Here is a 25,756-nt window from a genome sequence, read left to right on the forward strand (position 1 = left end):
CGAAAACGGGGCGGGGGCGGGGGCCGGCGTCAGCCGACCGCACCCTCCATCTGCAGCTCGATGAGCCGGTTGAGCTCGAGGGCGTACTCCATCGGCAGCTCCTTGGCGATCGGCTCGATGAAGCCGCGCACGATCATCGCCATCGCCTCGTCCTGCTCCATGCCGCGCGACATGAGGTAGAAGAGCTGGTCGTCGGAGACCTTCGAGACCGAGGCCTCGTGGCCCATCGACACGTCGTCCTCGCGGATGTCGACGTACGGGTAGGTGTCGGAGCGGCTGATCTGGTCCACGAGCAGCGCGTCGCACAGCACGTTGGACTTGGAGCCGTGGGCACCCTCGTTGATCTGGATCAGGCCGCGGTAGGAGGTGCGGCCACCGCCGCGCGCCACCGACTTCGACAGGATCGAGGAGGAGGTGTTGGGCGCCGCGTGCACCATCTTGGCGCCGGCGTCCTGGTGCTGGCCCTCGCCCGCGAACGCGATCGACAGCGTCTCGCCGCGCGCGTGCTCGCCCATGAGGTAGACGGCGGGGTACTTCATCGTCACCTTCGAGCCGATGTTGCCGTCGACCCACTCCATGGTGGCGCCGGCCTCGCACGTGGCGCGCTTGGTGACGAGGTTGTAGACGTTGTTCGACCAGTTCTGGATGGTCGTGTAGCGGCAGCGGCCGCCCTTCTTCACGATGATCTCCACGACCGCGGAGTGCAGCGAGTCGGAGGAGTAGATCGGGGCGGTGCAGCCCTCGACGTAGTGCACGTAGGCGCCCTCGTCGACGATGATCAGGGTGCGCTCGAACTGGCCCATGTTCTCGGTGTTGATCCGGAAGTAGGCCTGCAGCGGGATGTCGACGTGCACGCCCGGCGGGACGTAGATGAACGAGCCGCCCGACCACACCGACGTGTTGAGCGCGGCGAACTTGTTGTCACCGACGGGGATGACGGTGCCGAAGTACTCCTGGAACAGCTCCGGCTGCTCCCGCAGCGCGGTGTCGGTGTCCAGGAACAGCACGCCCTGGGCCTCGAGGTCCTCGCGGATCGAGTGGTAGACGACCTCGGACTCGTACTGGGCCGCGACGCCCGAGACGAGGCGCTGCTTCTCCGCCTCCGGGATGCCGAGCTTGTCGTAGGTGTTCTTGATGTCCTCGGGGAGGTCGTCCCACGTCGCCGCCTGCTTCTCGCTGGAGCGGACGAAGTACTTGATGTTGTCGAAGTCGATCGTCGACAGGTCCGAGCCCCACGTGGGCATCGGCTTGCGGTGGAAGAGCTTGAGGCCCTTCAGGCGCAGGTCGAGCATCCACTGCGGCTCGTTCTTCTTCGAGGAGATGTCGCGGACGACCTCCTCGCTGAGCCCGCGCTTGGCGGCGGAGCCGGCGTCGTCGCTGTCGCGCCAGCCGAAGTCGTAGCGGCCGATGCCCTCGAGCTCGGGATTGCGCTCGTCGATGGTCGTCATGAAGAGACCTGCTCCTTCGTCTTGCGGGTGGGGATGTCGGGAATGCATGTGGTGCAGACGCCGTCGCCGTGGGCGATGGTGGCGAGGCGCTGCACGTGGCGGCCGAGGACCCGGCTGATGGCCTGGGTCTCCGCCTCGCACAGCTGGGGGAACTCGTGGGCGACGTGCGACACGGGGCAGTGCTGCTGGCACAGCTGCTCCCCCACGGGCAGGTCGCGGACCGAGGCGGCGTAGCCCTCGTCGGTGAAGACGCGGGCCAGGACCTCGGCCGGGGTGAGCTGCGGGTGGGTCTCGCGGACCACGTCGAAGCGCTCCTCCACGAAGGCGAACCTCCGCTCGGCGAAGGCGCGGACGGCCTCGTCGCCGCCGGTCTCGTCGAGGAAGCGGAGCGCCTGCACCGCGAGGTCGTCGTACTGCTGGTCGAAGCCGTCGCGGCCCGCCTCGGTGAGGGCGAAGAGCTTGGCCGGTCGACCGCGACCGCGGTGGGCGGCGCTGCGCGGCTCGCGCGCCTCGATCGTGCCGTCCTCGAGCAGCTGGTCGAGGTGGCGGCGGACGGCCGCGGGGGTCAGGTCCAGGCGCTCGGCCAGGGCCGCTGCCGTCGAGGGACCGTTGTCGAGGATCGACCGCACGACGCGCTGGCGCGTCGGCTGGTCGTGTGCCCGGAGATGGGCGTCCTCGAATTCCACAACACCAGTGTGCCGTTAATCGTCAGCAGCCTTCAAGGAAGGCCACCCTTACTTGGGGTGAGAGGCAGGACACACGCACCGGCTCCCTACACTTCCGGTGTGCCTGAGCCCTCCCCCGCCGTCTCCGTCGACGGCCTGGTGATGCGGTACGCCGACAAGGTAGCCGTGGACTCGCTCTCGCTCCGCGTCGAGCGTGCCACCATCACCGCCGTGCTCGGCCCCAACGGCGCCGGCAAGACGACCACCCTGGAGACCTGCGAGGGCTACCGCAAGCCGCAGCAGGGCACCGTCCGGGTGCTCGGGCTCGACCCGGTCCGCGACCGCAAGGACCTGCTCCCCCGCATCGGCGTGATGCTCCAGGGCGGCGGTGCCTGGAGCGGCGTACGGGCGATGGAGATGCTCGACCACGTCGCCGCCCTGCACGCGCATCCGCTGGACACGGGGATGCTCGCCGAACGCCTGGGCCTGGGCGACTGCGGCCGCACGCCCTACCGCCGGCTCTCCGGCGGCCAGCAGCAGCGCCTCGGCCTGGCGATGGCGGTCGTGGGCCGCCCCGAGATCGTCTTCGTCGACGAGCCCACCGCGGGCATGGACCCCCAGGCGCGGCGGACGACGTGGGAGCTGCTCGAGGAGCTGCGCGGCGACGGCGTGACCGTCGTGCTGACGACCCACTACATGGACGAGGCCGAGCGCCTCGCCGACCACATCCACATCATCGACCACGGGCGTCTCATCGCCTCCGGGACGCCGCTGGAGCTGACCCGCGGCGGCGCGGCCGCGACCATCCGGCTCGTCGTCACCCGGCCGTTCCCGCCCGGCTCGCCGGAGTCGCTGCGGGCCGCCCTCGGCGAGGGGACCGAGGTCACCCAGCTCGACGAGCTCAGCCTGCTCGTCACCGGCCCGGCCGACCCCTCGACGCTGGCGAAGGTGTCGCGGTGGTGCGAGGAGAACGCCGTACTGCCCGAGTCGCTGACCCTGGGCCAGCGCAACCTGGAGGACGTCTTCCTCCGGCTGACCGGACGGGAGCTGGCGCCGTGAGTCCCGACACGCACCAGGGCATGTTCACCCCGAAGCCCGGCGCCGCGCCGTTCCCGCGGATGGTGGCCGCCCAGGCCGCCATGGAGTCGCGGCTGATGCTGCGCAACGGCGAGCAGCTGCTGCTGGCCGTCGTGATCCCGGTGATCGTGCTGGTCGGCGGTGTCGAGGGCGCGCACCGCGTCGGCATCACCTTCAGCCACCCGCCGGTCGACGTCTTCACGCCGGGCGTGCTCGCCCTGGCGATCATGTCGACCGCGTTCACGTCGCTGGCGATCGCGACCGGCTTCGAGCGCCGTTACGGCGTGATCAAGCGGCTCGGCTCGTCCCCGCTCCCCCGCTCCGGCCTGCTGGCCGGCAAGGTCGGCGGCCTGCTGGCCGTCGAGGTGCTTCAGGTCATCGTGATCTCCGGCGTCGCGCTGCTGCTCGGCTGGGACCCCGACCCCGGGATCCTCGGCGCCCTGCTCGCGGTCGTGCTCGGCACGGCCGCCTTCGCCTCGCTCGGCCTGTTCGTCGCCGGGGTGCTGCGCGCCGAGGCGACGCTCGCCGCGGCCAACCTCGTCTACCTCCTGCTCATGGCCGGCGGCGCGGTGGTGCTCCCCGCGTCGGCGTACGGCGCCTTCGGCCACGTCGTCGCCTGGCTGCCCTCCGGCGCCCTGGGCGACGCCATGCGCGAGGCGCTCATCCACGGCCGCACCGACCTCACCGACCTCGCCGTGCTGCTCGTCTGGGCCGTGCTCGGCACCGCCCTCACCGCCAAGACCTTCACCTGGGAGTGACGTGATCCCCCGCCTCGACCGCTGGATCGGCCCGCTCGCGTGGGCGACCCTGGTCTCCAACTCCGTGCTGGTCGTGACCGGCGGCGCGGTGCGCCTGACCGGCTCCGGCCTCGGGTGCCCGACCTGGCCGCGCTGCCACGACGAGTCCTTCACGCCGCACGGCGCCTACTCGGTCCATTCGGCGATCGAGTTCGGCAACCGGATGCTGACGTTCGTGCTGGTGGCCGTGGCGATCGCGACGCTGGTCTCCGCGTGGCAGACCGGCCGCCGCGACCTGCGCCGGATGGCAGTCCTGCTGGCGCTCGGCATCCCCGCGCAGGCCGTCATCGGCGGCATCACGGTGCTGACCGACCTCAACCCCTGGATCGTGTCCTTCCACCTGCTCTGCTCGATGGCGATCATCGGGCTGTCGGTGCTCTTCCTGCGCCGGATCGAGCACCCGGCGACCGCGCCGGCCACCGGCCCGGTCGTCGGCCTGGCGTGGGCGACGTTCGCCTCCGCCTGGCTGGTCCTGTACGTCGGCACCGTGGTGACCGGCTCCGGACCGCACGCCGGCGACGCGAAGGCGCCGCGCAACGGCCTGGACCCGCTACAGCTGAGCCAGCTGCACGCCGACGTGGTGTTCCTGTTCGTCGGCCTGACGCTCGGGCTGCTCTTCGCGCTGCTCGCGACCGGCGCGGCGCGCGAGGCCACGGTCGCCGTCGGCGTGCTGCTGGCGATCGAGGTGGCGCAGGGGGCGATCGGCTTCGTGCAGTACTTCACCGACCTGCCGATGGTGCTCGTCGGCTTCCACATGCTCGGCGCGGCGCTGGTCTCGGCGAGCGTCACCTGGGTGCTGGTGCGGGTCCGCGAGCCCGCCTGACCCGTCTTAGCCCGGACATGGCGACGACGGCCTCCCCCGCACCCCCGTGGGCGAGCTCGGCCGTCGTCACACCAAGAGACGCGGCGGCCGGCCGTTTGGTTGCGTCCGGGTCCGAACTTTTTTCAGGCGAGCGTCAGCGCGTCAGCAGCGGGTCGAGCGCGACGGCCACGAAGAGCAGCGACAGGTAGAGGTTGGAGGAGTGGAACAGCCGCATCGGCTGGATCTCCGTCAGGCTCTCGGTGCCCTTGGTGCGGCCCCACATGCGGTGGGCCTCGAGGAGGAAGACCGCGCCCAGGACGGCGGCGGCGATCGGGTAGACCAGGCCGGTGCCGGCGACGGGCCACAGCAGCAGGGAGGTCGCGACCATCACCCAGCTGTAGATGACGATCTGGCGGCCCACCTCGGCGGCCGGCGCCACCACGGGCAGCATCGGGACGTCGACGTTGGCGTAGTCCTCGCGGTAGCGCAGGGCCAGCGCCCAGGTGTGCGGGGGCGTCCAGAAGAAGACGACCGCGAAGAGGATGACCGGCACCCACGAGAGCTGGCCGGTCACGGCGGTCCAGCCGATCAGCGCCGGGAAGCAGCCGGCAAGGCCGCCCCAGACGATGTTCTGGGTGGTGCGGCGCTTGAGCCACATCGTGTAGCCGAAGACGTAGAAGGCGTTGGCCGAGACCGACAGCAGCGCCGAGAGCGGGTTGACCCAGATGTAGAGGATCACCGTCGACAGGATGCCGAGCGCGAAGCCGAAGACCAGGGCCGAGCGCGGCGAGACGATGTGCCGCGGCAGGGCCCGGCGACGCGTGCGCCGCATCTGCTCGTCGATGTCGCGGTCGTAGACGCAGTTGAAGACCGAGGCCGATCCGGCCGAGAAGGTGCCGCCGACGACCGTGGCGACCACGAGCCCCAGCGCGGGGATGCCGCGGGCCGCGAAGAACATGACCGGGACGGTGGTGAGGAGCAGCAGCTCGATGACGCGCGGCTTGGTGAGACCGACGTACGCCGCTATGACGTCCTTCACGGTCGCCGGGGTCGTTTCCTGCTGATGCGCAGCAGAGGTCGACTGGCCGACGTAGGTCACGGGGATCCTCGGTGGGAAGGGGGCACTTGCTGGGTTCGATCCTATCGCGCCGGGTGAGTAGGCTCGGCCCTGCCTGAGCACCAGCGCCTGTGACGTTGGCTTCTTCACGCCGACGGGCGCACCACCCCCGAGAGGACCCTTGTGAGCACCACCGCTGGACTGGACTGGACCGACGTCGACGACAGGGCCGTGGACACCGCCCGTGTCCTGGCCATGGACGCGGTGCAGAAGGTCGGCAACGGCCACCCGGGCACGGCCATGAGCCTGGCCCCCGCGGCGTACCTCCTCTTCCAGAAGGTCATGCGGCACAACCCGGCCGACCCGCACTGGCCCGGTCGCGACCGCTTCGTGCTGTCGTGCGGCCACAGCTCGATCACGCTCTACACGCAGCTCTTCCTGGGCGGCTGGGGCCTCGAGCTCGACGACCTGAAGGCGCTGCGCACCTGGGGCAGCCTGACCCCCGGCCACCCCGAGCACGGCCACACCGCCGGTGTCGAGACCACGACCGGCCCGCTCGGCCAGGGCGTCGCCAACGCGGTCGGCATGGCGATGGCCGCCCGCCGCGAGCGCGGCCTGCTCGACCCCAACGCCGACGAGGGCGACTCCCCCTTCGACCACCACGTCTACGCGCTGTGCTCCGACGGCGACCTGGAGGAGGGCGTCTCGGGCGAGGCCTCCTCGATCGCCGGCACCCAGCAGCTGGGCAACCTGACCGTGATCTACGACGCCAACCGGATCTCCATCGAGGGCGACACCGACGTGGCCTTCACCGAGGACGTCGCCAAGCGCTACGAGGCCTATGGCTGGCACGTGCAGACCGTCGACTGGACCAACGACGGCACGAAGTACGTCGAGGACGTCCCGGCGCTCCACGCGGCGATCAAGAAGGCCGAGGCGGTCACCGACCAGCCGAGCTTCATCGTGCTGCGCACGATCATCGCGTGGCCCGCCCCCAACGCCCAGAACACCGGCGCCGCGCACGGCTCCGCGCTGGGCGCCGAGGAGGTCGCGGCGACCAAGAAGGTCATGGGCTTCGACCCGGAGCAGACCTTCGAGGTCCCCGACGAGGTCCTCGCCCACACCCGGCTCGCCGTCGAGCGCGGCAAGGCCGCGCAGGCCGAGTGGGACAAGGCGTTCCAGCACTGGACGACCAAGCCCTCCGCCGACGCCGACCTCTACGAGCGCCTGCAGACCCGCACCCTCCCCGAGGGCTGGGCCGACGACCTGCCGACGTTCGAGGCCGACCCGAAGGGCGTCGCCACCCGCAAGGCCTCCGGCGCCGTGATCAACGCGATCGCGGCCCGCGTGCCCGAGCTGTGGGGCGGCTCGGCCGACCTGGCGGAGTCCAACAACACGACGATCAAGGACGCGCCGTCCTTCATCCCCAAGACGCGGTCCACCGACGAGTGGTCCGGCGACCCGCTGGCCGGCCGCGTGCTGCACTTCGGCATCCGCGAGCACGCCATGGGCGCGATCATGAACGGCATCGCCCTCCACGGCGGCACCCGCGTCTTCGGCGGCACCTTCCTGACGTTCTCCGACTACATGCGCGGCGCCGTGCGCCTCGCGGCGTTGATGAAGCTGCCGGTCACCTACGTGTGGACCCACGACTCCATCGGCCTCGGCGAGGACGGCCCGACCCACCAGCCGATCGAGCACCTCGCCGCGCTGCGCGCCATCCCGGGCCTCGACGTCGTCCGTCCGGGCGACGCCAACGAGGTCGCGGCCGCCTGGAAGGCCGTGCTCTCGCGCACCGACCGTCCCGCCGGCCTCGCGCTGACCCGCCAGAACGTGCCGGTCCTCCCGCGCGGCTCCGAGGGCTTCGCCGACACGTCCAACGTGCACCGCGGCGGTTACGTCCTGGTCGACGCCGAGGGCGGCGAGCCGGACGTGGTCCTGGTCGCGACGGGCTCCGAGGTCCAGCTCGCCGTCGAGGCGCGCACGCTCCTCGCCGAGCAGGGCGTGCAGGCCCGCGTCGTCTCCATGCCGTGCCGCGAGTGGTTCGACGAGCAGGAGCCGGCGTACCGCCAGACCGTGATCCCGCCGACCGTCAAGGCGCGCGTCTCGGTCGAGGCCGGCGTCGCGCAGGGCTGGCGCGAGATCGTGGGCGACCACGGCCGGATCGTCTCGATCGACACCTACGGCGCGTCCGCGGACTTCGCGCGGATCTTCACCGAGTACGGCATCACCGCGGAGGCCGTCGTGGCCGCCGCGCACGACAGCATCCGGGAGGCATCGCATGAGTGACCGTCTGAAGGCCCTCGCCGAGGCGGGGGTGTCCATCTGGCTCGACGACCTGTCGCGCGAGCGGATCGAGAGCGGCAACCTGGCCGACCTGGTCAAGGAGAAGTCGGTGGTCGGCGTGACCACCAACCCCACGATCTTCGCGGGCGCCATCTCCGACGGCGAGCGCTACGACGACCAGGTCCGCGAGCTCGTCGCACAGGGCACGGCCGTGGACCGCGTGATCTTCGAGCTGACCACCGAGGACGTCCGCAACGCCTGCGACGTGCTGGCCCCGGTCCACGCGCAGGCGCCGGCCGACGGCCGCGTCTCGATCGAGGTGGCGCCCGACCTGGCCCACGACACCGAGGGCACCATCGCCGCGGCCCGTGACCTGTGGCAGGCCGTCGACCGCGCCAACGTCCTGATCAAGATCCCGGCGACCGAGGCCGGCCTGCCGGCCATCACCGCCGCGATCGCCGAGGGCATCAGCGTCAACGTCACGCTGATCTTCGGCATCGAGCGCTACCGCGCGGTCATGGACGCCTACCTGTCCGGCCTCGAGGCGGCGCGCGACGCCGGCCTCGACCTGTCCCGCATCCACTCGGTCGCGTCGTTCTTCGTCTCGCGCGTCGACACCGAGATCGACAAGCGGTTGGAGAAGATCGGCTCCGAGGAGGCGCTCGGGCTGCGCGGCCAGGCCGCCGTGGCCAACGCCCGCCTCGCGTACGCCGCCTTCGAGGAGGTGCACGCCGACGACCGCTGGACGGTGCTGGCGCAGGCCGGGGCCACCGCGCAGCGACCGCTGTGGGCCTCGACGGGCGTCAAGAACCCCGACTACTCAGACACGCTCTACGTCACCGACCTGGTCGTGGCCGACACCGTGAACACGATGCCGGAGAAGACCATGGACGCCTTCGCCGACCACGGCGAGGTCAAGGGTGACCAGGTCACCGGCCGCGGCGCCGAGGCGCAGCAGGTCTTCGACCGGCTCGCCGCCGTCGGCATCGACTTCGACGACGTGCTCAAGGTCCTCGAGGACGAAGGGGTCGACAAGTTCCAGAAGTCGTGGGACGAGCTCGTGCAGACCGTCAGCGGACAGATGGAGAAGGCCGGGGCATGACCGAGACAGCTTGGAACACCGTGAGTGGCACTGACACAGGAGCGGCGTTCGAGCTGTTCTTCGGCTATCCCGACGAGGCGTCGTTCGCGGCGACCGTGCAGGCGCTCGTCGCCGACGGCGTCGCGAGCGGCATCGCCCGCAAGGACAAGACCCTCTGGGGTCCGGCCGCCGAGGACGAGTCCGGCAAGCGGCTGTCCTGGGTCTCCCTCTCCGAGTCGTCGCGACCCCTCGTGGCGGAGATCGCGGCCCTGCAGGTCGAGCTCCGCGTCGCCGGGCTGAGCCGGGTCGTCCTCTGCGGCATGGGCGGCTCCTCGCTCGCGCCGGAGGTGATCTGCGGCGCCGCCGGTGTCGAGCTGGACGTCCTGGACTCCTCCGACCCCGACTTCGTGCGGACCGCCCTGGAGGACCGCCTCGGCGAGACCGTCGTCGTGGTGTCCTCCAAGTCCGGCGGCACCGTCGAGACCGACAGCCAGCGGCGGGCCTACGAGAAGGCGTTCACCGACGCGGGCATCGACCCCGCCCAGCGGATCGTGGTCGTCACCGACCCCGGCTCGCCCCTGGAGAAGTCGGCCCGCGAGGCCGGCTACCGGGTGTTCCTCGCCGACCCCGAGGTGGGCGGCCGCTACTCCGCCCTGACGGCCTTCGGGCTCGTCCCGAGCGGTCTCGCGGGCGCCGACATCGGGCGGCTGCTCGACGAGGCCGAGGCGATCCGTCCGGCACTGGAGGCCGACTCGGTCGACAACCCCGGGCTGCGGCTCGGCGGCCTGCTCGGCGTGGCCAACCTCGCCGGGGTCGACAAGCTGGTGCTCGCCAACGCGGGAGCGACGTACGCCGGCTTCGGCGACTGGGCCGAGCAGCTGATCGCGGAGTCCACGGGCAAGGACGGCAAGGGCATCCTGCCGGTCGTCGTCGAGGCGCTGGACTCCCCCAACTTCGTGCCGAGCACCGGGGACGAGGTGCTCGCCACGTTCGGGCCCGACTTCGTCTTCGGCCCCGACGCCGGGCAGGTCCGCCCGACCTCCGGCTACGGCATCCACGTCGACGCCCCGCTCGGCGCCCAGATGCTGCTGTGGGAGTACGCCACCGCCGTCGCGGGCCGGGTCATCGGGATCAGCCCCTTCGACCAGCCCGACGTCGAGAGCGCCAAGGCTGCGGCCCGCGAGATGCTCGACGGGGGCGGCGAGACCCCGACCCCGCTCTTCGTCCAGGGTCCGGTCACCGTCTACGCCTCGCCGGGCTGGCTGCCGCCCGAGGCGCGCACCGTCTCCGCCGCCGTCGCCGCGCTGCTCTCCGAGCTCGACCAGGAGCACGGCTACGTCTCGGTCCAGGCCTACCTCGACCGGCACCGCGACGCCGCGCTCGCCGGCGTGCGGGACACGCTGGCCGTGCTTACCAGCCGGCCGGTCACGTTCGGCTGGGGGCCGCGCTTCCTGCACTCCACCGGGCAGTACCACAAGGGCGGCCCGGCCACCGGCGTCTACCTCCAGGTGACGGGCGACCCGCAGGCCGACCTCGCCGTCCCCGACCGGCCCTTCACCTTCCACGAGTTCCTGACCGCCCAGGCAGTCGGCGACGGGTCCGTGCTGGCCTCCCACGGCCGCCCGGTGCTCCGCCTGCACGTCAGTGGTCCGGGTGACCTCGACGTCGTACGAGAGGCCCTTTCGTGACCTACACCAACCCCCTGCGCGACCCGCAGGACCGCCGCCTGCCGCGCATCGCCGGCCCGTGCGGCATGGTGCTGTTCGGCGTGACCGGCGACCTGTCGCGCAAGAAGGTCATGCCGGCGATCTACGACCTCGCCAACCGGGGCCTGCTGCCGCCCGGCTTCAGCCTCGTGGGCTTCGCGCGCCGCGACTGGGCCAACCAGGACTTCGCGCAGATCGTCCACGACTCGGTGAAGGCGCACGCCCGCACCGAGTTCCGCGAGGAGGTCTGGAAGCAGCTCGCCGAGGGCTTCCGCTTCGTGTCGGGCGACTTCGACGACGACGTCGCCTTCGACACGCTCCGCCGTACGATCGAGGAGCTCGACGACGTCCGCGGCACGGGCGGCAACCACGCGTTCTACCTCGCGATCCCGCCGGCCTTCTTCGGTGACGTCGTCGGCCAGCTGCAGGAGCACGGGCTGGCCGATCCGGCCGAGGGGTCCTGGCGCCGGGTCGTGGTGGAGAAGCCGTTCGGCCACGACCTGGAGTCGGCGCGCGAGCTCAACGGCATCCTCGACGGCGTCTTCCCGCCGGGCTCGATCTTCCGGATCGACCACTACCTCGGCAAGGAGACGGTCCAGAACATCCTGGCGATGCGCTTCGCCAACGCGATGTTCGAGCCGCTGTGGAACAACAACTACGTCGACCACGTGCAGATCACCATGGCCGAGGACATCGGCATCGGCGGCCGCGCGGGCTACTACGACGGCATCGGCGCCGCCCGTGACGTCATCCAGAACCACCTCCTCCAGCTGATGTGCCTCGTCGCGATGGAGGAGCCGACGTCGTTCGACGCCGAGAGCCTGCGGATCGAGAAGCAGAAGGTGCTCAAGAGCATCGCGCTGCCGCGCCGCCTCGACCTGGCCACCGCCCGCGGGCAGTACGCCGAGGGCTGGCAGGGCGGCGAGAAGGTCGTCGGCTTCCTCGAGGAGGAGGGGATCCGCAAGACCTCCACCACCGAGACGTTCGCGGCGGTGCGGCTCGACGTCGACACCCGCCGCTGGGCCGGGGTGCCGTTCTACCTGCGCACCGGCAAGCGACTGGGCCGCCGGGTCACCGAGGTGGCGGTCGTGTTCAAGCAGGCGCCGCACCTGCCCTTCAGCCAGTCCTCCACCGAGGAGCTGACCCACAACGCCCTGGTCATCCGGGTGCAGCCCGACGAGGGCATGACGATCCGCTTCGGCTCCAAGGTGCCCGGCACCGCGATGGAGATCCGCGACGTCAACATGGACTTCGCCTACGGCGGCTCGTTCACCGAGGAGTCCCCCGAGGCCTACGAGCGCCTCATCCTGGACGTCCTGCTGGGCGACCCGCCGCTGTTCCCGCGGCACGAGGAGGTCGAGCTCTCGTGGATGATCCTCGACCCGATCCTCGACGCGTGGGCCAAGAAGGGGAAGCCGGACGCCTACGAGTCCGGCACCTGGGGACCCGCGTCCGCCGACAAGATGCTGGCGCGTGACGGAAGGGTGTGGCGACGTCCATGATCGAGCTCCTCGACACCAACTCCGCGGGGATCGCGGCCGAGTTCGTCCGCGCCCGCACCAGGGCCGGCAGTCCCGCGATGGGCATGGTGATGACCCTCGTCATCGTCGTCGACGAGGACGTCGCGGAGGACGCGATGGCGGCCGCACGGGCCGCCTCCCACGAGCACCCCGCGCGGGTGCTGGGCGTGATCCTGGGTGACGGCCGTGGCAGCGGCGTGGTCAACGCGCAGGTCGGCACCGGCTCCGGCTGGACCGGCGAGACCGCACTGATCCGGCTCAAGGGCGAGGTGGTCAAGCACCCCGAGTCCGTCGTGCTCCCGCTCCTGCTCCCCGACTCCCCCGTCGCGGTCTGGTGGCCCTCCAACCCGCCCGACGACCCGGCCTCGGACCCGCTCGGCATGCTGGCGCAGCGGCGGATCACCGATGCGGCCGGGGCCTCGCGCAACAAGGGCAAGGTGATCCACCAGCAGTGTGCGTCGTACGCCAAGGGCAACACCGACCTCGCGTGGACCCGCATCACCCCGTGGCGGGCGCTGCTCGCCGCGGCGCTCGACCAGCACGAGCTCAAGGTGACGTCGGCGTCGGTCACGTCCGAGCGGATCAGCCCCAGTGCCGACCTGCTGGCCGCGTGGCTGGCCGACCGGCTCAAGGTGAAGGTGTCGCGGCACGCATCCTCGGGCCCCGGCATCACCGAGGTCGTCCTGGAGACCAAGGACGGGCCGATCTCGATCGCGCGTCCCGACGGCAAGCTGGCGACGTTCAGCTCGCCCGGGCGGCCGGACCGGCCGATCGCGCTCAAGCGTCGCGACCTGCCCGAGCTGCTGGGCGAGGAGCTGCGCCGCCTGGACGAGGACGACATCTACGCCGCGACCGCGCGCAAGCTGCTGGCAATGCGGACGGCGACGTGAGCGCCGCCCTCGTCGAGGTCCACGAAGGGCCCGAGGCACTGGCGACCGCCGTCGCCGGCGAGCTGCTGTCCCGGATCGAGGACGCGCAGGCGGACGGCCGCGAGCCGCACATCGGGCTCACCGGCGGCACCATCGCCCGGCGCATCCACGCCGAGGTCGCCCGCCTCTCCCCCGACTCCGAGGTCGACTGGTCGCGGGTCGTGGTCTGGTGGGGCGACGAACGCTTCGTGGCGCCCGACGACCCGGACCGCAACGCCGGCCAGGCCCGGGCGGACTTCCTCGACGCGCTGCCGGTCGACCCGACCAAGGTCCACCCGATGCCCTCGACGGCCGACGCGTCCTCGGCGGAGCAGGGAGCCGCCGACTACGCCGACGCCATGCGCGCGGACGGCGCCGGCGACTTCGAGGTGCTGATGCTGGGCGTCGGACCGGACGGGCACGTCGCCTCGCTGTTCCCCGGCCACGCCGCCCTGGACGTCGACGACCGGATCGCCGTACCCGTCCACGACTCGCCCAAGCCGCCGCCCGAGCGGATCAGCCTGACCCTCGCCGCCCTCAACCGCTCGCGGTCCGTGTGGTTCCTGGTCAGCGGCGAGGAGAAGGCCGACGCCGTCGCCCGCGCCCTCGCCGAGCCCCCGCCGGACCTCCACGACATCCCCGCCGCCGGCGTCAGCGGCCTCGAGGAGACCATCTGGTTCCTCGACCGCCCCGCCGCCTCCCACCTCTGACGCGAGAGGGCACTGGGGGGCACTCCCAGCTCGCCGAGGCGGCAGTTGGGGGCACTCTGATCGCACCGAGACGGCACTACGGTTGCGCATCGCGGTACGCCGACTCAGGCACCCACAGCCCGCACCGTTGGCGGGCCCGGTGAAGTCCCGCAAGCAGCCGGTCCGGCGCGGTGGCCTGGAGCCCGAACACGTCGGCCGCCGTGAACACGTCGAGGAGCCAGCTGTCCCGACACTCGAGCCACTCCAGGCGTTGAGCGTCCTTCGCCTGCGCCTCGTCGCCCGAGTGGAACCGCTCACCGTTGTACTCGGCGGCGTACCTCAGCTCGGGGTGTGCGAGATCGAGGCGGAAGACGGGAGACCCCGTCTCGTCGTGGACCCACCACTGGAGCTCGGGCTTCGGTAGCCCCGCGTCGTACCAGTGCAGCCGCAGAACCGATTCACCGACGGACTCCGACCGGCCGTCGGCCAAGGGTGCCAGCCAGCGGAGCTGGACCACGCCCCGCTCCCCGCGGAAGCGCTCGACATCGGTGAGCAGCTCGCCGTGGTCGACGCCCAACCGCAAGAACCCGTCGAGCGCCGCCAGCGCGTCGAACCGCCAGAGGCGGCGCCCGAGGTCCAGGGCGGTGCGCAGCGGCGTGGTGACGCGCACTCCGTGCACGACGGTCAGATCGCGCGGGAGGAACTGTCGTGTGCCGCTCGCGACACCCGGGCGTCGAAGTCTCGAGCAGGTCGAGCTGAAGACGTCGAGAGGAGGGGGCGCATGGACGGCCGAGCGCGGCAGGATGTCGGCGCCGAGCAGCCACGCCGCCGTCCGGTCGGTGACGATCGCCGACTCGGGGATGACCAGGCGAAGGGCCGCCGCCCTCAGATCGACACAGTCGCGGACCTGGGTGACGACGTAGGTGCCGCGCAGGATCGGCCTGATCAGGGCTCGATCCATGAGCAGCCGGAGGAACCATCTCGAGACGCCCAGCCCCGCTGCCTGGTCGGCCGTGAACGGTCGATCCAGGGGCAGCGGGCAGCGCTCGTCGAGGAGAACCAGGTCAGGCGGGAGCCACGAAGGTGGGGGTCGCATGGCTCGAGGATGCATCTCGACGGCGATCCGTCGCCGAGCTCATCCACAGGCACTGACCCGGACTTACCAGGATGGCCGTCTCACCCCCGTGAGAGTGCCTCCAAGTGCCCCCTCGGCACGCTGGGAGTGCCCCCAAGTGCCGTGTCGCGTCAGAAGATGATGTCGCCGGACTTGCGGCGGGAGCGCAGGAGGGCGAGGGCCTCGTCGAGGATGTCCTCGGCCTCCTTGTCGGAGCGACGCTCCTTCACGTAGGCGAGATGCGTCTTGTAGGGCTCGATCTTCGGAGCCGGAGGCGCGTTCTCGGCGTCCCGGCCGGCCGGGAGACCGCACTTGGGGCAGTCCCACGAGTCCGGCACCTGGGCCTCGACCGAGAAGGTCACGACCGAACGGTGCTCGTGCGAGCAGAAGTAGGTGACGGCCTGGCGCGGGGCTGCTTCGCCACGCTCCGCCTCACCCATCGGGCCGGCCCCCACCCGGCTACCGCGAATAGCGTTTCCTCCACCACCAGCCACGGGTGTTCCTTCCTCAGTTCTGGTAGGCCAGGAGCAGGCCGAGAGCGATCACGGTGGCAAACCAGATCACGCCGATCCCGACCGTGAGGCGGTCGAGGTTGCGCTCAGCCACGGACGAGCCCCCGAGGGAGCTCGACACGCCACCGCCGAACATGTCCGAGAGGCCGCCACCGCGACCCTTGTGGAGCAGGACCAGAAGGACCATCAGCACGCTCGCTGCAACGAGGATGATCGTGAAGAAGAGAGTCACGGTGGTAAAGCCTACGTCACGCCTGCAGCGTTACAGGACAGGCATCTCGTGGAAGCGGCAGATCCCCCCGAACTCGTCTGCCTGGAGGCTCGCACCTCCCACGAGACAGCCGTCGACGTCGTCCTTCTCCATGATGCCCGCGACGTTCGCAGCCTTGACCGAACCGCCGTAGAGAACGCGTACGGCGCCCGCCGCGTCCGCACCGTGGGTCTCGGCGATACGGGCCCGGATCGCCGCGCACACCTCCTGCGCGTCGTCAGGGGTCGCGACCTCGCCGGTCCCGATCGCCCAGACGGGCTCGTAGGCCACGACGAGGCCGGCGACCTGCTCGGCGGTGAACCCCGCGAGCGAGCCGTCGACCTGCGCCAGCGTGTAGGGGACGTGCTCGCCGGCCTTGCGGACCTCCAGGCCCTCGCCGACGCACACGATCGGCGTCATCCCGGCCGCGAGCGCCTTGTGGGCCTTGGCGTTGACGACCTGGTCGCTCTCGGAGTGGTACTCGCGACGCTCGGAGTGCCCGACCACGACGTAGGAGCAGCCGAGCTTGGCCAGCATCGCCGCCGAGATCTCGCCGGTGTAGGCGCCGGAGTCCTGCGTGGAGACGTCCTGGGCGGCGTACTTCACCTGCAGGCGGTCACCGTCGACGAGCGTCTGCACCGACCGCAGGTCGGTGAAGGGCGGGCAGACGACGACCTCGACGCGGGCGTAGTCGTGCTTCTTGTCGTTGAGCGTCCACGCGAGCTTCTGGACCAGCACCACCGCTTCCTGGTGGTTGAGGTTCATCTTCCAGTTGCCCGCCATGAGCGGGGTGCGCTTGGCCATGTGTGTTCAGTCCTCCAGGACCTGGATGCCGGGCAGCTCCTTGCCCTCGAGGTACTCGAGGGAGGCGCCACCACCGGTGGAGATGTGGCCGAAGGCCGACTCGTCGAAGCCGAGCGTGCGGACGGCCGCGGCGGAGTCGCCACCGCCGACCACGGAGAGGCCGGGGACCTTGGTCAGCGCCTCGGCGACGGCACGCGTGCCCTCGGCGAAGGCGGCGACCTCGAAGACGCCCATCGGGCCGTTCCAGAACACCGTCTCGGCGTCGGCGAGGGCGGCCGCGAAGGCCGCGCCCGAGTCAGGGCCGATGTCAAGGCCCAGGGCGTCGGAGGGGATCTCCGTCGCCGGGACCACGCGGGGCTCGGGAGTGCGGTCGCCCGACGGGAAGGCCGTGTCGACCACGATGTCGGTCGGCAGCAGGATCTCGACGCCCGACTCCTCGGCGCGCTGCAGGTAGGCCCGGCAGACGTCGAGCTGGTCGTCCTCGAGCAGGCTCTTGCCGACCTCGTGGCCCTGGGCCTTGAGGAACGTGAAGACCATGCCGCCGCCGATCAGCAGCTTGTCGGCCTTGCCGAGCAGGTTGTCGATGACGCCGAGCTTGTCGGAGACCTTCGAGCCGCCGAGGACCACGACGTACGGGCGCGCAGGGTCCACCGTCAACCGACGGAGTACGTCGATCTCGGTGGCGACGAGCGCCCCCATCGCGTGCGGGAGCCGCTGCGCCACGTCGTAGACCGACGCCTGCTTGCGGTGCACCACCCCGAAGCCGTCGGAGACGAACGCGTCCGCCAGCGACGCGAGCTCGTCGGCGAAGGCGCCGCGCTCCGCGTCGTCCTTGCTGGTCTCGCCCGGGTTGAAGCGGACGTTCTCGAGCACCGCCACCTGGCCGTCGGTGAGGCCGTCGACCGTGCTGCGGGCGCTCTCCCCCACCGTGTCGGTGGCGAACGCGACGTCCGTGCCGAGGAGCTCGCCGAGGCGGGCCGCGACCGGACGGAGCGAGTAGCGCTCCTCGGGGGCGCCCTTGGGGCGACCGAGGTGCGCGGTCACCACCACCCGCGCCCCGGCCTCGGCCAGGGAGCGGATGGTGGGGACGCTGGCGCGGATCCGGCCGTCGTCGGTGATGGTGGTGCCGTCGAGCGGGACGTTCAGGTCCGAGCGGACCAGGACCCGCTTGCCGGCGACGTCACCGAGGTTGCCGTAGTCAGCCATGCGTCAGAGCGTCTCGCCGATGTAGGCGATCAGGTCCGCGAGGCGGTTGGAGTAGCCCCACTCGTTGTCGTACCAGCCGACGACCTTGACCTGGTTGCCGATGACCTTGGTCAGCGGTGCGTCGAAGATGCAGGACGCCGGGTCGGTCACGATGTCGGAGGAGACGATCGGGTCGGTCGAGTAGCGCAGGAAGCGGCCGTCGGCAGCCTTCTGCACGATCGCGTTGACCTCCTCGACGGTGGTCTCACGGCCGGCCTCGAACGTGAGGTCGGTGGCCGAGCCGGTCGGGACCGGGACGCGCAGGGCGTAGCCGTCGAGCTTGCCCTTGAGCTCGGGCATGACCAGGCCGATGGCCTTGGCCGCACCGGTCGAGGTCGGCACCACGTTGAGGGCCGCGGCGCGGGCGCGACGCAGGTCCTTGTGGATGTTGTCCTGGAGGTTCTGGTCCGCCGTGTAGGCGTGGATGGTCGTCATCAGGCCCTTGACGATGCCGAGGTCGTCGTGGAGGGCCTTGGCCATCGGCGCCAGGCAGTTGGTGGTGCACGAGGCGTTGGAGATGACGGTGTGCTTCGCCGGGTCGTAGTCGGTGTGGTTCACACCCATGACCACCGTGATGTCCTCGTTGGACGCGGGGGCCGAGATGATGACCTTCTTGGCACCGGCGTCGACGTGCGCACGCGCCTTGGTGGCGTCGGTGAAGAAGCCGGTGGACTCCACGACGACGTCGACACCGAGCTCACCCCACTTGAGGTCGGCCGGGTTGCGCTCGGCGAACGCCTTGATCTCCGTGCCGCCGACGACGATCGCGTCGTCGGTCGAGGTCACGTCGGCGTCGAGACGCCCGAGGATCGTGTCGTACTTGAGCAGGTGCGCCAGGACGGCGTTGTCGGTCAGGTCGTTGACGCCGACGATCTCGATGTCGAGACCGGAGGCCCGAACGGCCCGGAAGAAGTTGCGGCCGATGCGGCCGAAGCCGTTGATGCCTACGCGGACGGTCATGGGTCCATGCCTCCTAGGTGTGGGGCCTTTGGTGACCCCGTGGACGAACACTGGCCTTCGGTGACCAGCGCCATCGACCCTATCGCCCGGTCTCGGTCGCTGACACCGGCGTCCCGGCGTACGTGCAAGTAACCGTGATCACGCCCTGCCGGCGCCCTGCTCAGGCCTCGTCGGCGAGCATCTCCGGGGTCAGCGACGCCTCGGTGTCGGGGATGCCGAGCTCCTCGGCGCGCTTGTCGGCCATCGCCAGCAGGCGACGGATGCGGCCGGCGATGGCGTCCTTGGTCAGCACGGGCTCGTGCAGCTGGCCGAGCTCCTCCAGCGAGGCCTGCTTGTGCTCCAGGCGCAGCGAGCCGGCGAGCTTGAGGTGGTCGGGGATCTCCTCGCCGAGGATCTCCAGCGCCCGCTCCACGCGGGCGCCGGCGGCGACGGCCGCACGCGCCGAGCGGCGCAGGTTGGCGTCGTCGAAGTTGGCGAGCCTGTTGGCCGTCGCGCGCACCTCGCGGCGCATCCGGCGCTCCTCCCAGGCCATCAGCGACTCGTGGGCGCCCAGCCGGGTGAGCAGCTGGCCGATGGCGTCGCCGTCGCGGATCACGACGCGGTCGACGCCACGCACCTCCCGGGCCTTGGCCTGGATGCCGAGGCGGCGGGCGACGCCGACGAGCGCGAGCGCGGCCTCGGGGCCGGGGCAGGTCACCTCGAGGGCCGAGGACCGGCCGGGCTCGGTGAGCGAGCCGTGGGCCAGGAAGGCGCCGCGCCACGCGGCGACGGCGTCGCAGCCACCGCCGGACACGACCGCCGGCGGCAGGCCGCGCACGGGTCGCCCTCGCTGGTCGAGGAGTCCGGTCTGGCGGGCGAGGGCCTCGCCGTCCTTGACGATCCGGACGATGTAGCGGCTGCCCTTGCGGATGCCGTTGCCCTGGACCATGACCACGTCGGACTGGTGGCCGTAGACCTCGGCGATGTCCTTGCGGACCCGTCGGGCGGCCGCGCCGGTGTCGAGCTCCGCCTCCACCACGATGCGTCCGCTGACGATGTGCAGACCGCCGGCAAAGCGGAGCAGCGAGGCGACTTCCGCCTTGCGACAACAGGTCTTCGTGATCTGGGTGGAGGAGAGTTCAGCCTTCACCTGTGCCGTCATCGCCATGCTGCCGATCCTGTCATGCTGGTCAATCACCCTGCCGAGTCAGGAGTGCTCGACGATCCTCGCATAGGCCGCCGCGAGCTTCGCAGGGTCATGCCGCGGAGACCCGTCGTCGGCCGCCACGTCGTCGACGAACAGGCGTGCGCCATGGGCGTGGACGACGTGCTCGAGGTCCGCCAGGCCCTCGCCGACGCGCCCCCGGTCGGCCAGCACGGCGTGCACCTTGAGGTCGGGTGCGTGCTCGGAGAGCACCGCGAGGTGGTCGTCGGGACCGAAGCCACCGGTCTCCCCCGCCTGCTCGTCGAGGTTGAGCACCACGATCACGCGGGCATCGGTCTCGGCGAGTGCCCGGCGCAGCTCGGGGACGAGCAGGTGCGGGATGACCGAGGTGAACCACGAACCCGGCCCGATCACGACCCAGTCGGCGTCGCGGATCGCGGCCACGGCCTCGGGGCAGGCCAGCGGGTCGGCCGGGTCGAGCTGCACCGAGTCGATCACGCCCTCCGTGGTCGCGACCTCGACCTGGCCGCGCACCGTGGTCAGGGCGTCGGGGTCGGAGCGGTCCAGACCGCGCACCTGCGCGGTGATGTCGAGGGGCGTCAGCGCCATCGGCAGCACGCGTCCGGTGGCACCGAGCAGCTTGCCGACCCAGTCGAGGGCCTTGACGTGGTCGCCCAGCCGCTCCCAGAGCCCGACGATCAGCAGGTTGCCGATCACGTGGCCGCGCATCTCGCCGTCGCCGGCGAAGCGGTGCTGGAGCACCTCCGCCCAGGTCGCGCCCCAGTCGTCATCGCCGCACAGGGCGGCCAGCGCCATCCGGAGGTCGCCCGGCGGGAGCACCCCGAACTCCCCGCGCAGCCGCCCCGACGAGCCGCCGTTGTCGGCGACGGTGACGATCGCGGTCAGGTCGTCGACGACGAGCTCGTCGACGAGGCGGCGCAGGGCCTGCAGGGACGCGTGCAGGCCGTGGCCACCCCCGAGGGCCACGGCCGACTGGGCGCGGTGGGTCATCACTCCCGGCCGAGGTCGCGGTGGGCGGCCCGGGTCGTGTAGCCGAGGTCCTTGAGGCGCCGGGCGATCTCCTCGGTCATCGCGACGCTGCGGTGCTTGCCGCCGGTGCAGCCGACGGCCACGGTCATGAAGCGCTTGCCCTCGCGGAGGTAGCCCTCGGCCACACCGGCCAGGAGCGGCACGTAGGCGTCGAGGAACTCCGCGGCCCCGGGCCGGCTCTTGACGTAGTCGGCGACCTCGCGGTCCCGGCCGGTGCCCGCACGCAGCTCGGGGATCCAGAAGGGGTTGGGCAGGAAGCGCATGTCGGCGACGAAGTCGGCGTCGACGGGGATGCCGTACTTGAAGCCGAAGCTCGTCACGGTGACCTGGAGCTGGATCGCCTCCGGCGCACCGAAGGCCTCCGCGATCCGGTCGGTGAGCTGGTGCACGTTGAGCGTCGAGGTGTCGATGACCAGGTCGGCGTCGCTGCGCAGCTCCGCGAGCACGGTGCGCTCGCGCTGGAGGCCGTCGAGCAGGCGGCCGCCCGCCTGGAGGGGGTGTGGGCGCCGCACGGCCTCCTGGCGGCGTACGAGGACGTCGTCGGAGGCCTCCAGGAACACCAGGGTCGTACGACGGCCGGTGGCCCCTTGCGCGAGGTTGGCCTGCAGGGACTGGAAGAACGAGCCGCTGCGCACGTCGACCACGACGGCGATGGGCTGCTCGGGGCCCTTGCTCTCGTCGACGAGCCGCACGACGTCACGCAGCAGGCTGGGCGGCATGTTGTCGACGACGTAGAAGCCGAGGTCCTCGAGCTCCTTCGCGGCCGTGCTGCGGCCGGCGCCGGTCATGCCGGTGACGACCACGAGCTCGCCGCGGTGGTCTTCCAACGTCATCAGGACTCCTCGATCTCACCGGTCGCGGTGTTGATGCTGGTGATCGTGGGCCCAGTCTTGCTGCTCGCCGCCGCGACCGCATCCTTGATCGCCGTCGCCGTGCGCTCGCCGATGCCAGGCACCAGGGCGATCTCCTCGACCGTGGCAAGCCGCAGCTTCTTGAGCGACCCGAAGTGCTTGAGCAGGGTCTTGCGCCGCACCTCGCCCAGGCCCGGCACGTCGTCGAGCAGGCTCTCGACCATCGACTTGGAGCGCCGGTTGCGGTGGTGGGTGATGGCGAAGCGGTGGGCCTCGTCGCGGATCCGCTGGAGGAGGTAGAGGCCCTCGCTGGACCTCGCGAGGATCACGGGGTCCTCCTCCGCGGGCAACCAGACCTCCTCGAGGCGCTTGGCCAGGCCGCAGACCGGGATGTCGTCGATGCCGAGCTCGTCGAGGGCACGCTGCGCCGCCGCGACCTGCGGCGGACCGCCGTCGACGACCACCAGGCCCGGCGCGTAGGCGAACTTGCGGGGTCGCCCGGTCTCGGGGTCGACGAGCATCGGCCCGCTCTCGGCGGACACCTCGGTGCTGCGGGACTGCTCGTCGAGCAGCCGCCGGAAGCGGCGGGTGATGACCTCGTGCATGGACGCGACGTCGTTCTGCCCGTCGACGCCCTTGATGACGAAGCGGCGGTACTCGGACTTGCGCGGCAGGCCGTCCTCGAAGACCACCATCGAGGCAACGACCTCGGTGCCCTGGAGGTTGGAGACGTCGTAGCACTCGATGCGCAGGGGCACCTCGTCGAGCTCGAGCGCCGCCTGGATCTCCTCGAGCGCGCGGTTGCGGGTCGTCAGGTCGCTGGCCCGCTTGGTCTTGTGCAGCACCAGCGCCTGGCCGGCGTTGCGCGCCACGGTCTCTTGGAGCGTCTTCTTGTCGCCCCGCTGGGGGACCCGGATCGCCACCCGGCTCCCCCGCAGGTCGCTGAGCAGCTCCTCGAAGGTCGCGGCGTCCGGGGGCATCGCCGGCACCAGGATCTCGCGCGGGATCGTGTCACCCGCGTCGTCGGCGCCGGCGTAGAGCTGGAGGAGCAGGGTCTCGACCAGCTCGGGCGTCTCGCCCTCCTCGACCCGGTCGGCGACCCACCCGCGCTGGCCGCGGATCCGGCCGCCGCGCACGTAGAAGATCTGGACCGCGACCTCGAGCGGGTCCTCGGCGAGCGCGATCACGTCGGCGTCGGTGCCGTCACCGAGCACCACGGCCTGCTTCTCCAGGGCCTTCTCGAGGGCCCCGAGGTCGTCGCGCAGCCGCGCGGCCTTCTCGTAGTCCTCGGCCTCGGAGGCGGCGTACATCTCCTTCTTGATGCGGCGCACGAAGCCGGTCGTCTGGCCGGCCATGAAGTCGCAGAAGTCGTCCACGATCGCGCGGTGCTCCTCGGCGCTCACCGAGCCGACGCACGGCGCCGAGCACTTGTCGATGTAGCCGAGCAGGCACGGCCGGCCGATCTGGCTGGACCGCTTGAACACGCCGTTGCTGCACGAGCGCATCGGGAAGACGCGCAGCAGCTGGTCGACGGTCTCGCGGATGGCCCAGGCGTGGCTGTAGGGGCCGAAGTAGCGGGTGCCCTTGCGCTTGGCGCCGCGGCCGACCATCACCCGCGGGAACTCCTCGCCGACGGTGACCGCGAGCCACGGGTAGGACTTGTCGTCGCGGTACTTGACGTTGAAGCGCGGGTCGAACTCCTTGATCCAGGAGTACTCCAGCTGGAGCGCCTCGACCTCGGTGTTGACGGTCGTCCACTCGACGCTGGCCGCGGTGGTGACCATCGTGGCGGTGCGCTGGTGGAGGTTGCCGACGTCCTGGAAGTACGACGAGAGCCGGGCGCGGAGGTTCTTCGCCTTGCCGACGTAGATCACGCGACCGCGCGGGTCGCGGAACCGGTAGACGCCCGGCTGGGTCGGGATGGACCCGGGCTCGGGACGGTAGGACAACGGCCCTCGGGAGGAACGGGAAGGTCGACCAGCAGGCACACCGCAACCCTACGGTCCCGTGGGGACAGTCCGGCAGGTGCGCCGACTCGACGCAGGTTCTCCGGTTTTTTATCTCGCGTGACTTACTGTATTTACATGGTCTGTCGCGATCTCTACGACTACGAGCTCACCACCTCGCCCGAGGCGGCCGCCGCCTACACCCGCGGGGTCCGCGACCTGCTCGCGCTGCGCACCGGCGCCGCCGAGGCCGTGGCGACCTCGATCGCCCTCGACCCGACCTTCGCGATGGGACATGCGGCGCTGGCCCTCTTCGGCCACGAGCTGTGCGCGGCGGTCGACGTCCGGGCCCGGCTGCGGGACGCCGAGCTGCACGCCGGCCGGGGCACCGCCCGCGAGCGCAGCCACGTGCACGCGGTCGCGGCCCACGTCCGCGGGGACTCCTCGGCGCTGGTGCGGCACCTCGAGGCGCACCCGCGCGACGCCCTCCTGCTGTCGACCGCCGTGCCGACCATCGCCTTCGCCGGCGTCACCGAGGTGCCCGAGGAGGCCTGGGCGATCGTCGAGCGGGCCATCCCGGCGTACGGCGACGACTGGTGGTTCACCGGGCTGCTCGCCTTCGTGCGCCAGGAGCAGGGCCGCTTCGACGAGGCGATGGAGCTGTCCTGCCGCTCGCTCGCGGAGGAGCCCGGGGCCGGGCACTCGGCGCACGCCCGGGCGCACGCCCACTACGAGACCGGCGACCACGAGGCCGGGCTGGCCTGGATGGACGGCTGGGTCACCGGCGAGGGCGCCTCGATCGACAGCCTCAGCCACTTCTCCTGGCACGCCGCCCTGCACGAGCTGACGCTGGGCGACCTCGACGCCGTACGCCGGCGCTACGAGTCCCAGCTGCGCCCCGAGCGCGGCCTGGGCTGCCGGGCGCTGGTCGACAGCGGCTCGCTGCTGTTCCGGTGGGCGCTGACGCCGGGCGCCGACGACGTGCCGGACATCGCGGCGGTCGCGTCCGTGGCGGGGCGCGGAGTCCTCGAGACCCCGTCGACACCGTTCCTGGCCCTCCACGCGGCCGTGACGCTGCTGGCCCTCGGCGACACGGGCGGCCTCGGCCGCCTGGCCACGTGGGCGGCCGCCCACGCACACCCGACCCAGCGCGAGGTCGTGGCTCCGCTGGCCCGCGCGCTGGGCGCGATGGCCTCCGGTCGATGTTCGAGGGCCGCCGACGAGCTCGCCGCGCTGGCCGGGCCGACCCGTCGGCTCGGTGGCTCGGACGCGCAGCGCGAGATCGTCGAGGAGGCCCGGATCGCCGCGCTCATCCGCGCCGGGCGCTGGGACGAGGCGCGCGTCGTCCTGGACGCGCGCCTGGACCGCCGCCGGTCCCCGCGCGACGAGTCGTGGCGCCGCGAGCTGCCGAGAGTGCCCGCCGGCGTCAGCTGATGCTGATCTGGTCGCCGTCGACCGTGACGGTGACCTCCGGCAGCGCCCGGGTGGCCGGGCCGGCCTGCACCGAGCCGTCCTCGATGGAGAACTTGCTGCCGTGGCACGGGCAGTTGATCGTCTCGGTCACGTTGGCGACGACGCAGCCCTGGTGGGTGCAGGTGGCCGAGAAGCCCTTGAACTCGCCCGCGGTGGGCTGGGTGACGACGACCTTCTGGTCCGCGAAGACCGTGCCGCCGCCGACGGGGATGTCGGCCGTGGCGCCCAGCGGTCCGGCGTCGGGCGACGCCGACGCGCCCGTCGTGGCGTCCGATCCCCCGCCGCACGCGGCGAGGAGCGGCAGGCCGACACCGACGGTGGCAGCCCCGGCGAGGGCGTGGCGGCGGGAGATTCCGGGTTCCGTGGTCACG

General features: G+C 71.5%; 24 protein-coding genes. 10 read left to right on the plus strand and 14 right to left on the minus strand.

Annotation, left to right across the window (positions count from 1 at the left end; translation table 11 throughout):
* Positions 1-29: 29 nt before the first annotated feature.
* On the minus strand, positions 30-1,448 hold the full coding sequence (sufB, locus tag EJF31_RS05845; protein WP_125036180.1) for a Fe-S cluster assembly protein SufB: 1,419 nt from the start codon (positions 1,446-1,448) through the stop codon (positions 30-32).
* A complete protein-coding gene (locus EJF31_RS05850) occupies positions 1,445-2,134 on the minus strand; it encodes a metalloregulator ArsR/SmtB family transcription factor (RefSeq protein WP_125036181.1) in 690 nt (229 codons plus the stop codon). Before EJF31_RS05850 ends, sufB begins: the two co-directional genes overlap by 4 nt.
* A gap of 141 nt (positions 2,135-2,275) precedes the next feature.
* On the opposite strand from EJF31_RS05850, the gene EJF31_RS05855 reads away from it, so the two are divergent.
* From EJF31_RS05855 to EJF31_RS05865, 3 genes are read left to right on the plus strand one after another with little or no spacing between them, the layout of a single operon-like run.
* Positions 2,276-3,172 carry an ABC transporter ATP-binding protein gene (locus tag EJF31_RS05855; RefSeq protein WP_221767552.1) on the plus strand — a complete coding sequence of 299 codons (897 nt, stop codon included), beginning with the start codon at positions 2,276-2,278 and terminating at the stop codon, positions 3,170-3,172.
* Positions 3,169-3,948: an ABC transporter permease gene (locus EJF31_RS05860; protein WP_307718967.1), complete on the plus strand. Its 780-nt coding sequence runs from the start codon at positions 3,169-3,171 to the stop codon at positions 3,946-3,948. The genes EJF31_RS05855 and EJF31_RS05860 overlap by 4 nt, the downstream gene beginning before the upstream one ends.
* 1 nt (position 3,949) lies before the next feature.
* The gene (locus tag EJF31_RS05865) at positions 3,950-4,810 is read left to right on the plus strand and encodes a heme A synthase (RefSeq protein WP_125036183.1); all 861 of its coding nucleotides are present in this window, start codon (positions 3,950-3,952) and stop codon (positions 4,808-4,810) included.
* A 133-nt stretch (positions 4,811-4,943) separates the two neighbouring features.
* Here the strand turns inward: EJF31_RS05865 and EJF31_RS05870 are convergent, their stop codons facing one another.
* A complete protein-coding gene (locus EJF31_RS05870; RefSeq protein ID WP_125036184.1) occupies positions 4,944-5,888 on the minus strand; it encodes a heme o synthase in 945 nt (314 codons plus the stop codon).
* A gap of 213 nt (positions 5,889-6,101) precedes the next feature.
* Between EJF31_RS05870 and tkt the strand changes: the two genes are divergently transcribed.
* From tkt to pgl, 6 genes are read left to right on the plus strand one after another with little or no spacing between them, the layout of a single operon-like run.
* Positions 6,102-8,135, plus strand: coding sequence for a transketolase (tkt, locus tag EJF31_RS05875; RefSeq protein WP_221767553.1), 2,034 nt, complete (start codon positions 6,102-6,104; stop codon positions 8,133-8,135).
* Entirely contained in the window at positions 8,128-9,234 is a 1,107-nt protein-coding gene (tal, locus tag EJF31_RS05880) for a transaldolase (protein WP_125036186.1), read from the plus strand. Before tkt ends, tal begins: the two co-directional genes overlap by 8 nt.
* Positions 9,231-10,901: a glucose-6-phosphate isomerase gene (locus EJF31_RS05885; protein WP_125036187.1), complete on the plus strand. Its 1,671-nt coding sequence runs from the start codon at positions 9,231-9,233 to the stop codon at positions 10,899-10,901. Before tal ends, EJF31_RS05885 begins: the two co-directional genes overlap by 4 nt.
* Positions 10,898-12,421, plus strand: coding sequence for a glucose-6-phosphate dehydrogenase (gene zwf, locus EJF31_RS05890; protein ID WP_125036188.1), 1,524 nt, complete (start codon positions 10,898-10,900; stop codon positions 12,419-12,421). The genes EJF31_RS05885 and zwf overlap by 4 nt, the downstream gene beginning before the upstream one ends.
* Positions 12,418-13,329, plus strand: a complete 912-nt coding sequence (locus tag EJF31_RS05895) for a glucose-6-phosphate dehydrogenase assembly protein OpcA (protein WP_125036189.1) — start codon at positions 12,418-12,420, stop codon at positions 13,327-13,329. The genes zwf and EJF31_RS05895 overlap by 4 nt, the downstream gene beginning before the upstream one ends.
* A complete protein-coding gene (gene pgl / locus EJF31_RS05900) occupies positions 13,326-14,057 on the plus strand; it encodes a 6-phosphogluconolactonase (RefSeq protein ID WP_125036190.1) in 732 nt (243 codons plus the stop codon). The genes EJF31_RS05895 and pgl overlap by 4 nt, the downstream gene beginning before the upstream one ends.
* Positions 14,058-14,133: 76 nt before the next feature.
* Here pgl and EJF31_RS05905 read toward each other — a convergent pair whose 3' ends face one another.
* From EJF31_RS05905 to uvrC, 10 genes are all read right to left on the minus strand, one after another.
* Complete coding sequence (locus tag EJF31_RS05905; protein ID WP_125036191.1) at positions 14,134-15,132, minus strand: hypothetical protein; 999 nt, start codon at positions 15,130-15,132, stop codon at positions 14,134-14,136.
* A 149-nt stretch (positions 15,133-15,281) separates the two neighbouring features.
* On the minus strand, positions 15,282-15,644 hold the full coding sequence (locus tag EJF31_RS05910) for an RNA polymerase-binding protein RbpA (RefSeq protein WP_125036192.1): 363 nt from the start codon (positions 15,642-15,644) through the stop codon (positions 15,282-15,284).
* Positions 15,645-15,657: 13 nt separating this feature from the next.
* A complete protein-coding gene (gene secG / locus EJF31_RS05915; protein ID WP_125036193.1) occupies positions 15,658-15,894 on the minus strand; it encodes a preprotein translocase subunit SecG in 237 nt (78 codons plus the stop codon).
* A 30-nt stretch (positions 15,895-15,924) separates the two neighbouring features.
* A complete protein-coding gene (tpiA, locus tag EJF31_RS05920) occupies positions 15,925-16,716 on the minus strand; it encodes a triose-phosphate isomerase (RefSeq protein WP_125036194.1) in 792 nt (263 codons plus the stop codon).
* A gap of 6 nt (positions 16,717-16,722) precedes the next feature.
* Positions 16,723-17,922, minus strand: a complete 1,200-nt coding sequence (pgk, locus tag EJF31_RS05925; RefSeq protein ID WP_125036195.1) for a phosphoglycerate kinase — start codon at positions 17,920-17,922, stop codon at positions 16,723-16,725.
* Positions 17,923-17,925: 3 nt separating this feature from the next.
* Positions 17,926-18,921: a type I glyceraldehyde-3-phosphate dehydrogenase gene (gene gap / locus EJF31_RS05930; protein ID WP_125036196.1), complete on the minus strand. Its 996-nt coding sequence runs from the start codon at positions 18,919-18,921 to the stop codon at positions 17,926-17,928.
* 160 nt (positions 18,922-19,081) lie between these two features.
* Complete coding sequence (gene whiA / locus EJF31_RS05935) at positions 19,082-20,068, minus strand: DNA-binding protein WhiA (protein WP_125036197.1); 987 nt, start codon at positions 20,066-20,068, stop codon at positions 19,082-19,084.
* A 39-nt stretch (positions 20,069-20,107) separates the two neighbouring features.
* Positions 20,108-21,076: a uridine diphosphate-N-acetylglucosamine-binding protein YvcK gene (gene yvcK, locus EJF31_RS05940; protein ID WP_125036198.1), complete on the minus strand. Its 969-nt coding sequence runs from the start codon at positions 21,074-21,076 to the stop codon at positions 20,108-20,110.
* Positions 21,076-21,948 carry an RNase adapter RapZ gene (gene rapZ, locus EJF31_RS05945; protein ID WP_125036199.1) on the minus strand — a complete coding sequence of 291 codons (873 nt, stop codon included), beginning with the start codon at positions 21,946-21,948 and terminating at the stop codon, positions 21,076-21,078. Before rapZ ends, yvcK begins: the two co-directional genes overlap by 1 nt.
* A complete protein-coding gene (gene uvrC / locus EJF31_RS05950; protein WP_260430657.1) occupies positions 21,948-23,915 on the minus strand; it encodes an excinuclease ABC subunit UvrC in 1,968 nt (655 codons plus the stop codon). Before uvrC ends, rapZ begins: the two co-directional genes overlap by 1 nt.
* 135 nt (positions 23,916-24,050) lie before the next feature.
* Here uvrC and EJF31_RS05955 point away from each other — a divergent pair, with 135 nt between their 5' ends.
* Positions 24,051-25,346: a pyridine nucleotide-disulfide oxidoreductase gene (locus EJF31_RS05955; protein WP_125036201.1), complete on the plus strand. Its 1,296-nt coding sequence runs from the start codon at positions 24,051-24,053 to the stop codon at positions 25,344-25,346.
* Here EJF31_RS05955 and EJF31_RS05960 read toward each other — a convergent pair.
* Positions 25,339-25,755: a Rieske (2Fe-2S) protein gene (locus EJF31_RS05960; RefSeq protein WP_125036202.1), complete on the minus strand. Its 417-nt coding sequence runs from the start codon at positions 25,753-25,755 to the stop codon at positions 25,339-25,341. The genes EJF31_RS05955 and EJF31_RS05960 overlap by 8 nt on opposite strands.
* Position 25,756: the final 1 nt, after the last annotated feature.

The sequence above is a fragment of the Nocardioides sp. LS1 genome (assembly GCF_003865225.1).
Taxonomy (GTDB): Bacteria; Actinomycetota; Actinomycetes; order Propionibacteriales; family Nocardioidaceae; genus Nocardioides; species Nocardioides ginsengisegetis.

Excerpts from the sequence above, each read along its gene's own strand:
- sufB (WP_125036180.1), bottom strand. The coding sequence starts at position 1,448 with ATGACGACCATCGACGAGCGCAATCCCGAGCTCGAGGGCATCGGCCGC.
- EJF31_RS05855 (WP_221767552.1), top strand. The coding sequence starts at position 2,276 with ATGCGGTACGCCGACAAGGTAGCCGTGGACTCGCTCTCGCTCCGCGTC.
- tkt (WP_221767553.1), top strand. The coding sequence starts at position 6,102 with ATGGACGCGGTGCAGAAGGTCGGCAACGGCCACCCGGGCACGGCCATG.
- tal (WP_125036186.1), top strand. The coding sequence starts at position 8,128 with ATGAGTGACCGTCTGAAGGCCCTCGCCGAGGCGGGGGTGTCCATCTGG.
- EJF31_RS05885 (WP_125036187.1), top strand. The coding sequence starts at position 9,231 with ATGACCGAGACAGCTTGGAACACCGTGAGTGGCACTGACACAGGAGCG.
- EJF31_RS05895 (WP_125036189.1), top strand. The coding sequence starts at position 12,418 with ATGATCGAGCTCCTCGACACCAACTCCGCGGGGATCGCGGCCGAGTTC.
- EJF31_RS05905 (WP_125036191.1), bottom strand. The coding sequence starts at position 15,132 with ATGCGACCCCCACCTTCGTGGCTCCCGCCTGACCTGGTTCTCCTCGAC.
- tpiA (WP_125036194.1), bottom strand. The coding sequence starts at position 16,716 with ATGGCCAAGCGCACCCCGCTCATGGCGGGCAACTGGAAGATGAACCTC.
- pgk (WP_125036195.1), bottom strand. The coding sequence starts at position 17,922 with ATGGCTGACTACGGCAACCTCGGTGACGTCGCCGGCAAGCGGGTCCTG.
- gap (WP_125036196.1), bottom strand. The coding sequence starts at position 18,921 with ATGACCGTCCGCGTAGGCATCAACGGCTTCGGCCGCATCGGCCGCAAC.
- whiA (WP_125036197.1), bottom strand. The coding sequence starts at position 20,068 with ATGGCGATGACGGCACAGGTGAAGGCTGAACTCTCCTCCACCCAGATC.
- yvcK (WP_125036198.1), bottom strand. The coding sequence starts at position 21,076 with ATGACCCACCGCGCCCAGTCGGCCGTGGCCCTCGGGGGTGGCCACGGC.
- rapZ (WP_125036199.1), bottom strand. The coding sequence starts at position 21,948 with ATGACGTTGGAAGACCACCGCGGCGAGCTCGTGGTCGTCACCGGCATG.
- EJF31_RS05955 (WP_125036201.1), top strand. The coding sequence starts at position 24,051 with ATGGTCTGTCGCGATCTCTACGACTACGAGCTCACCACCTCGCCCGAG.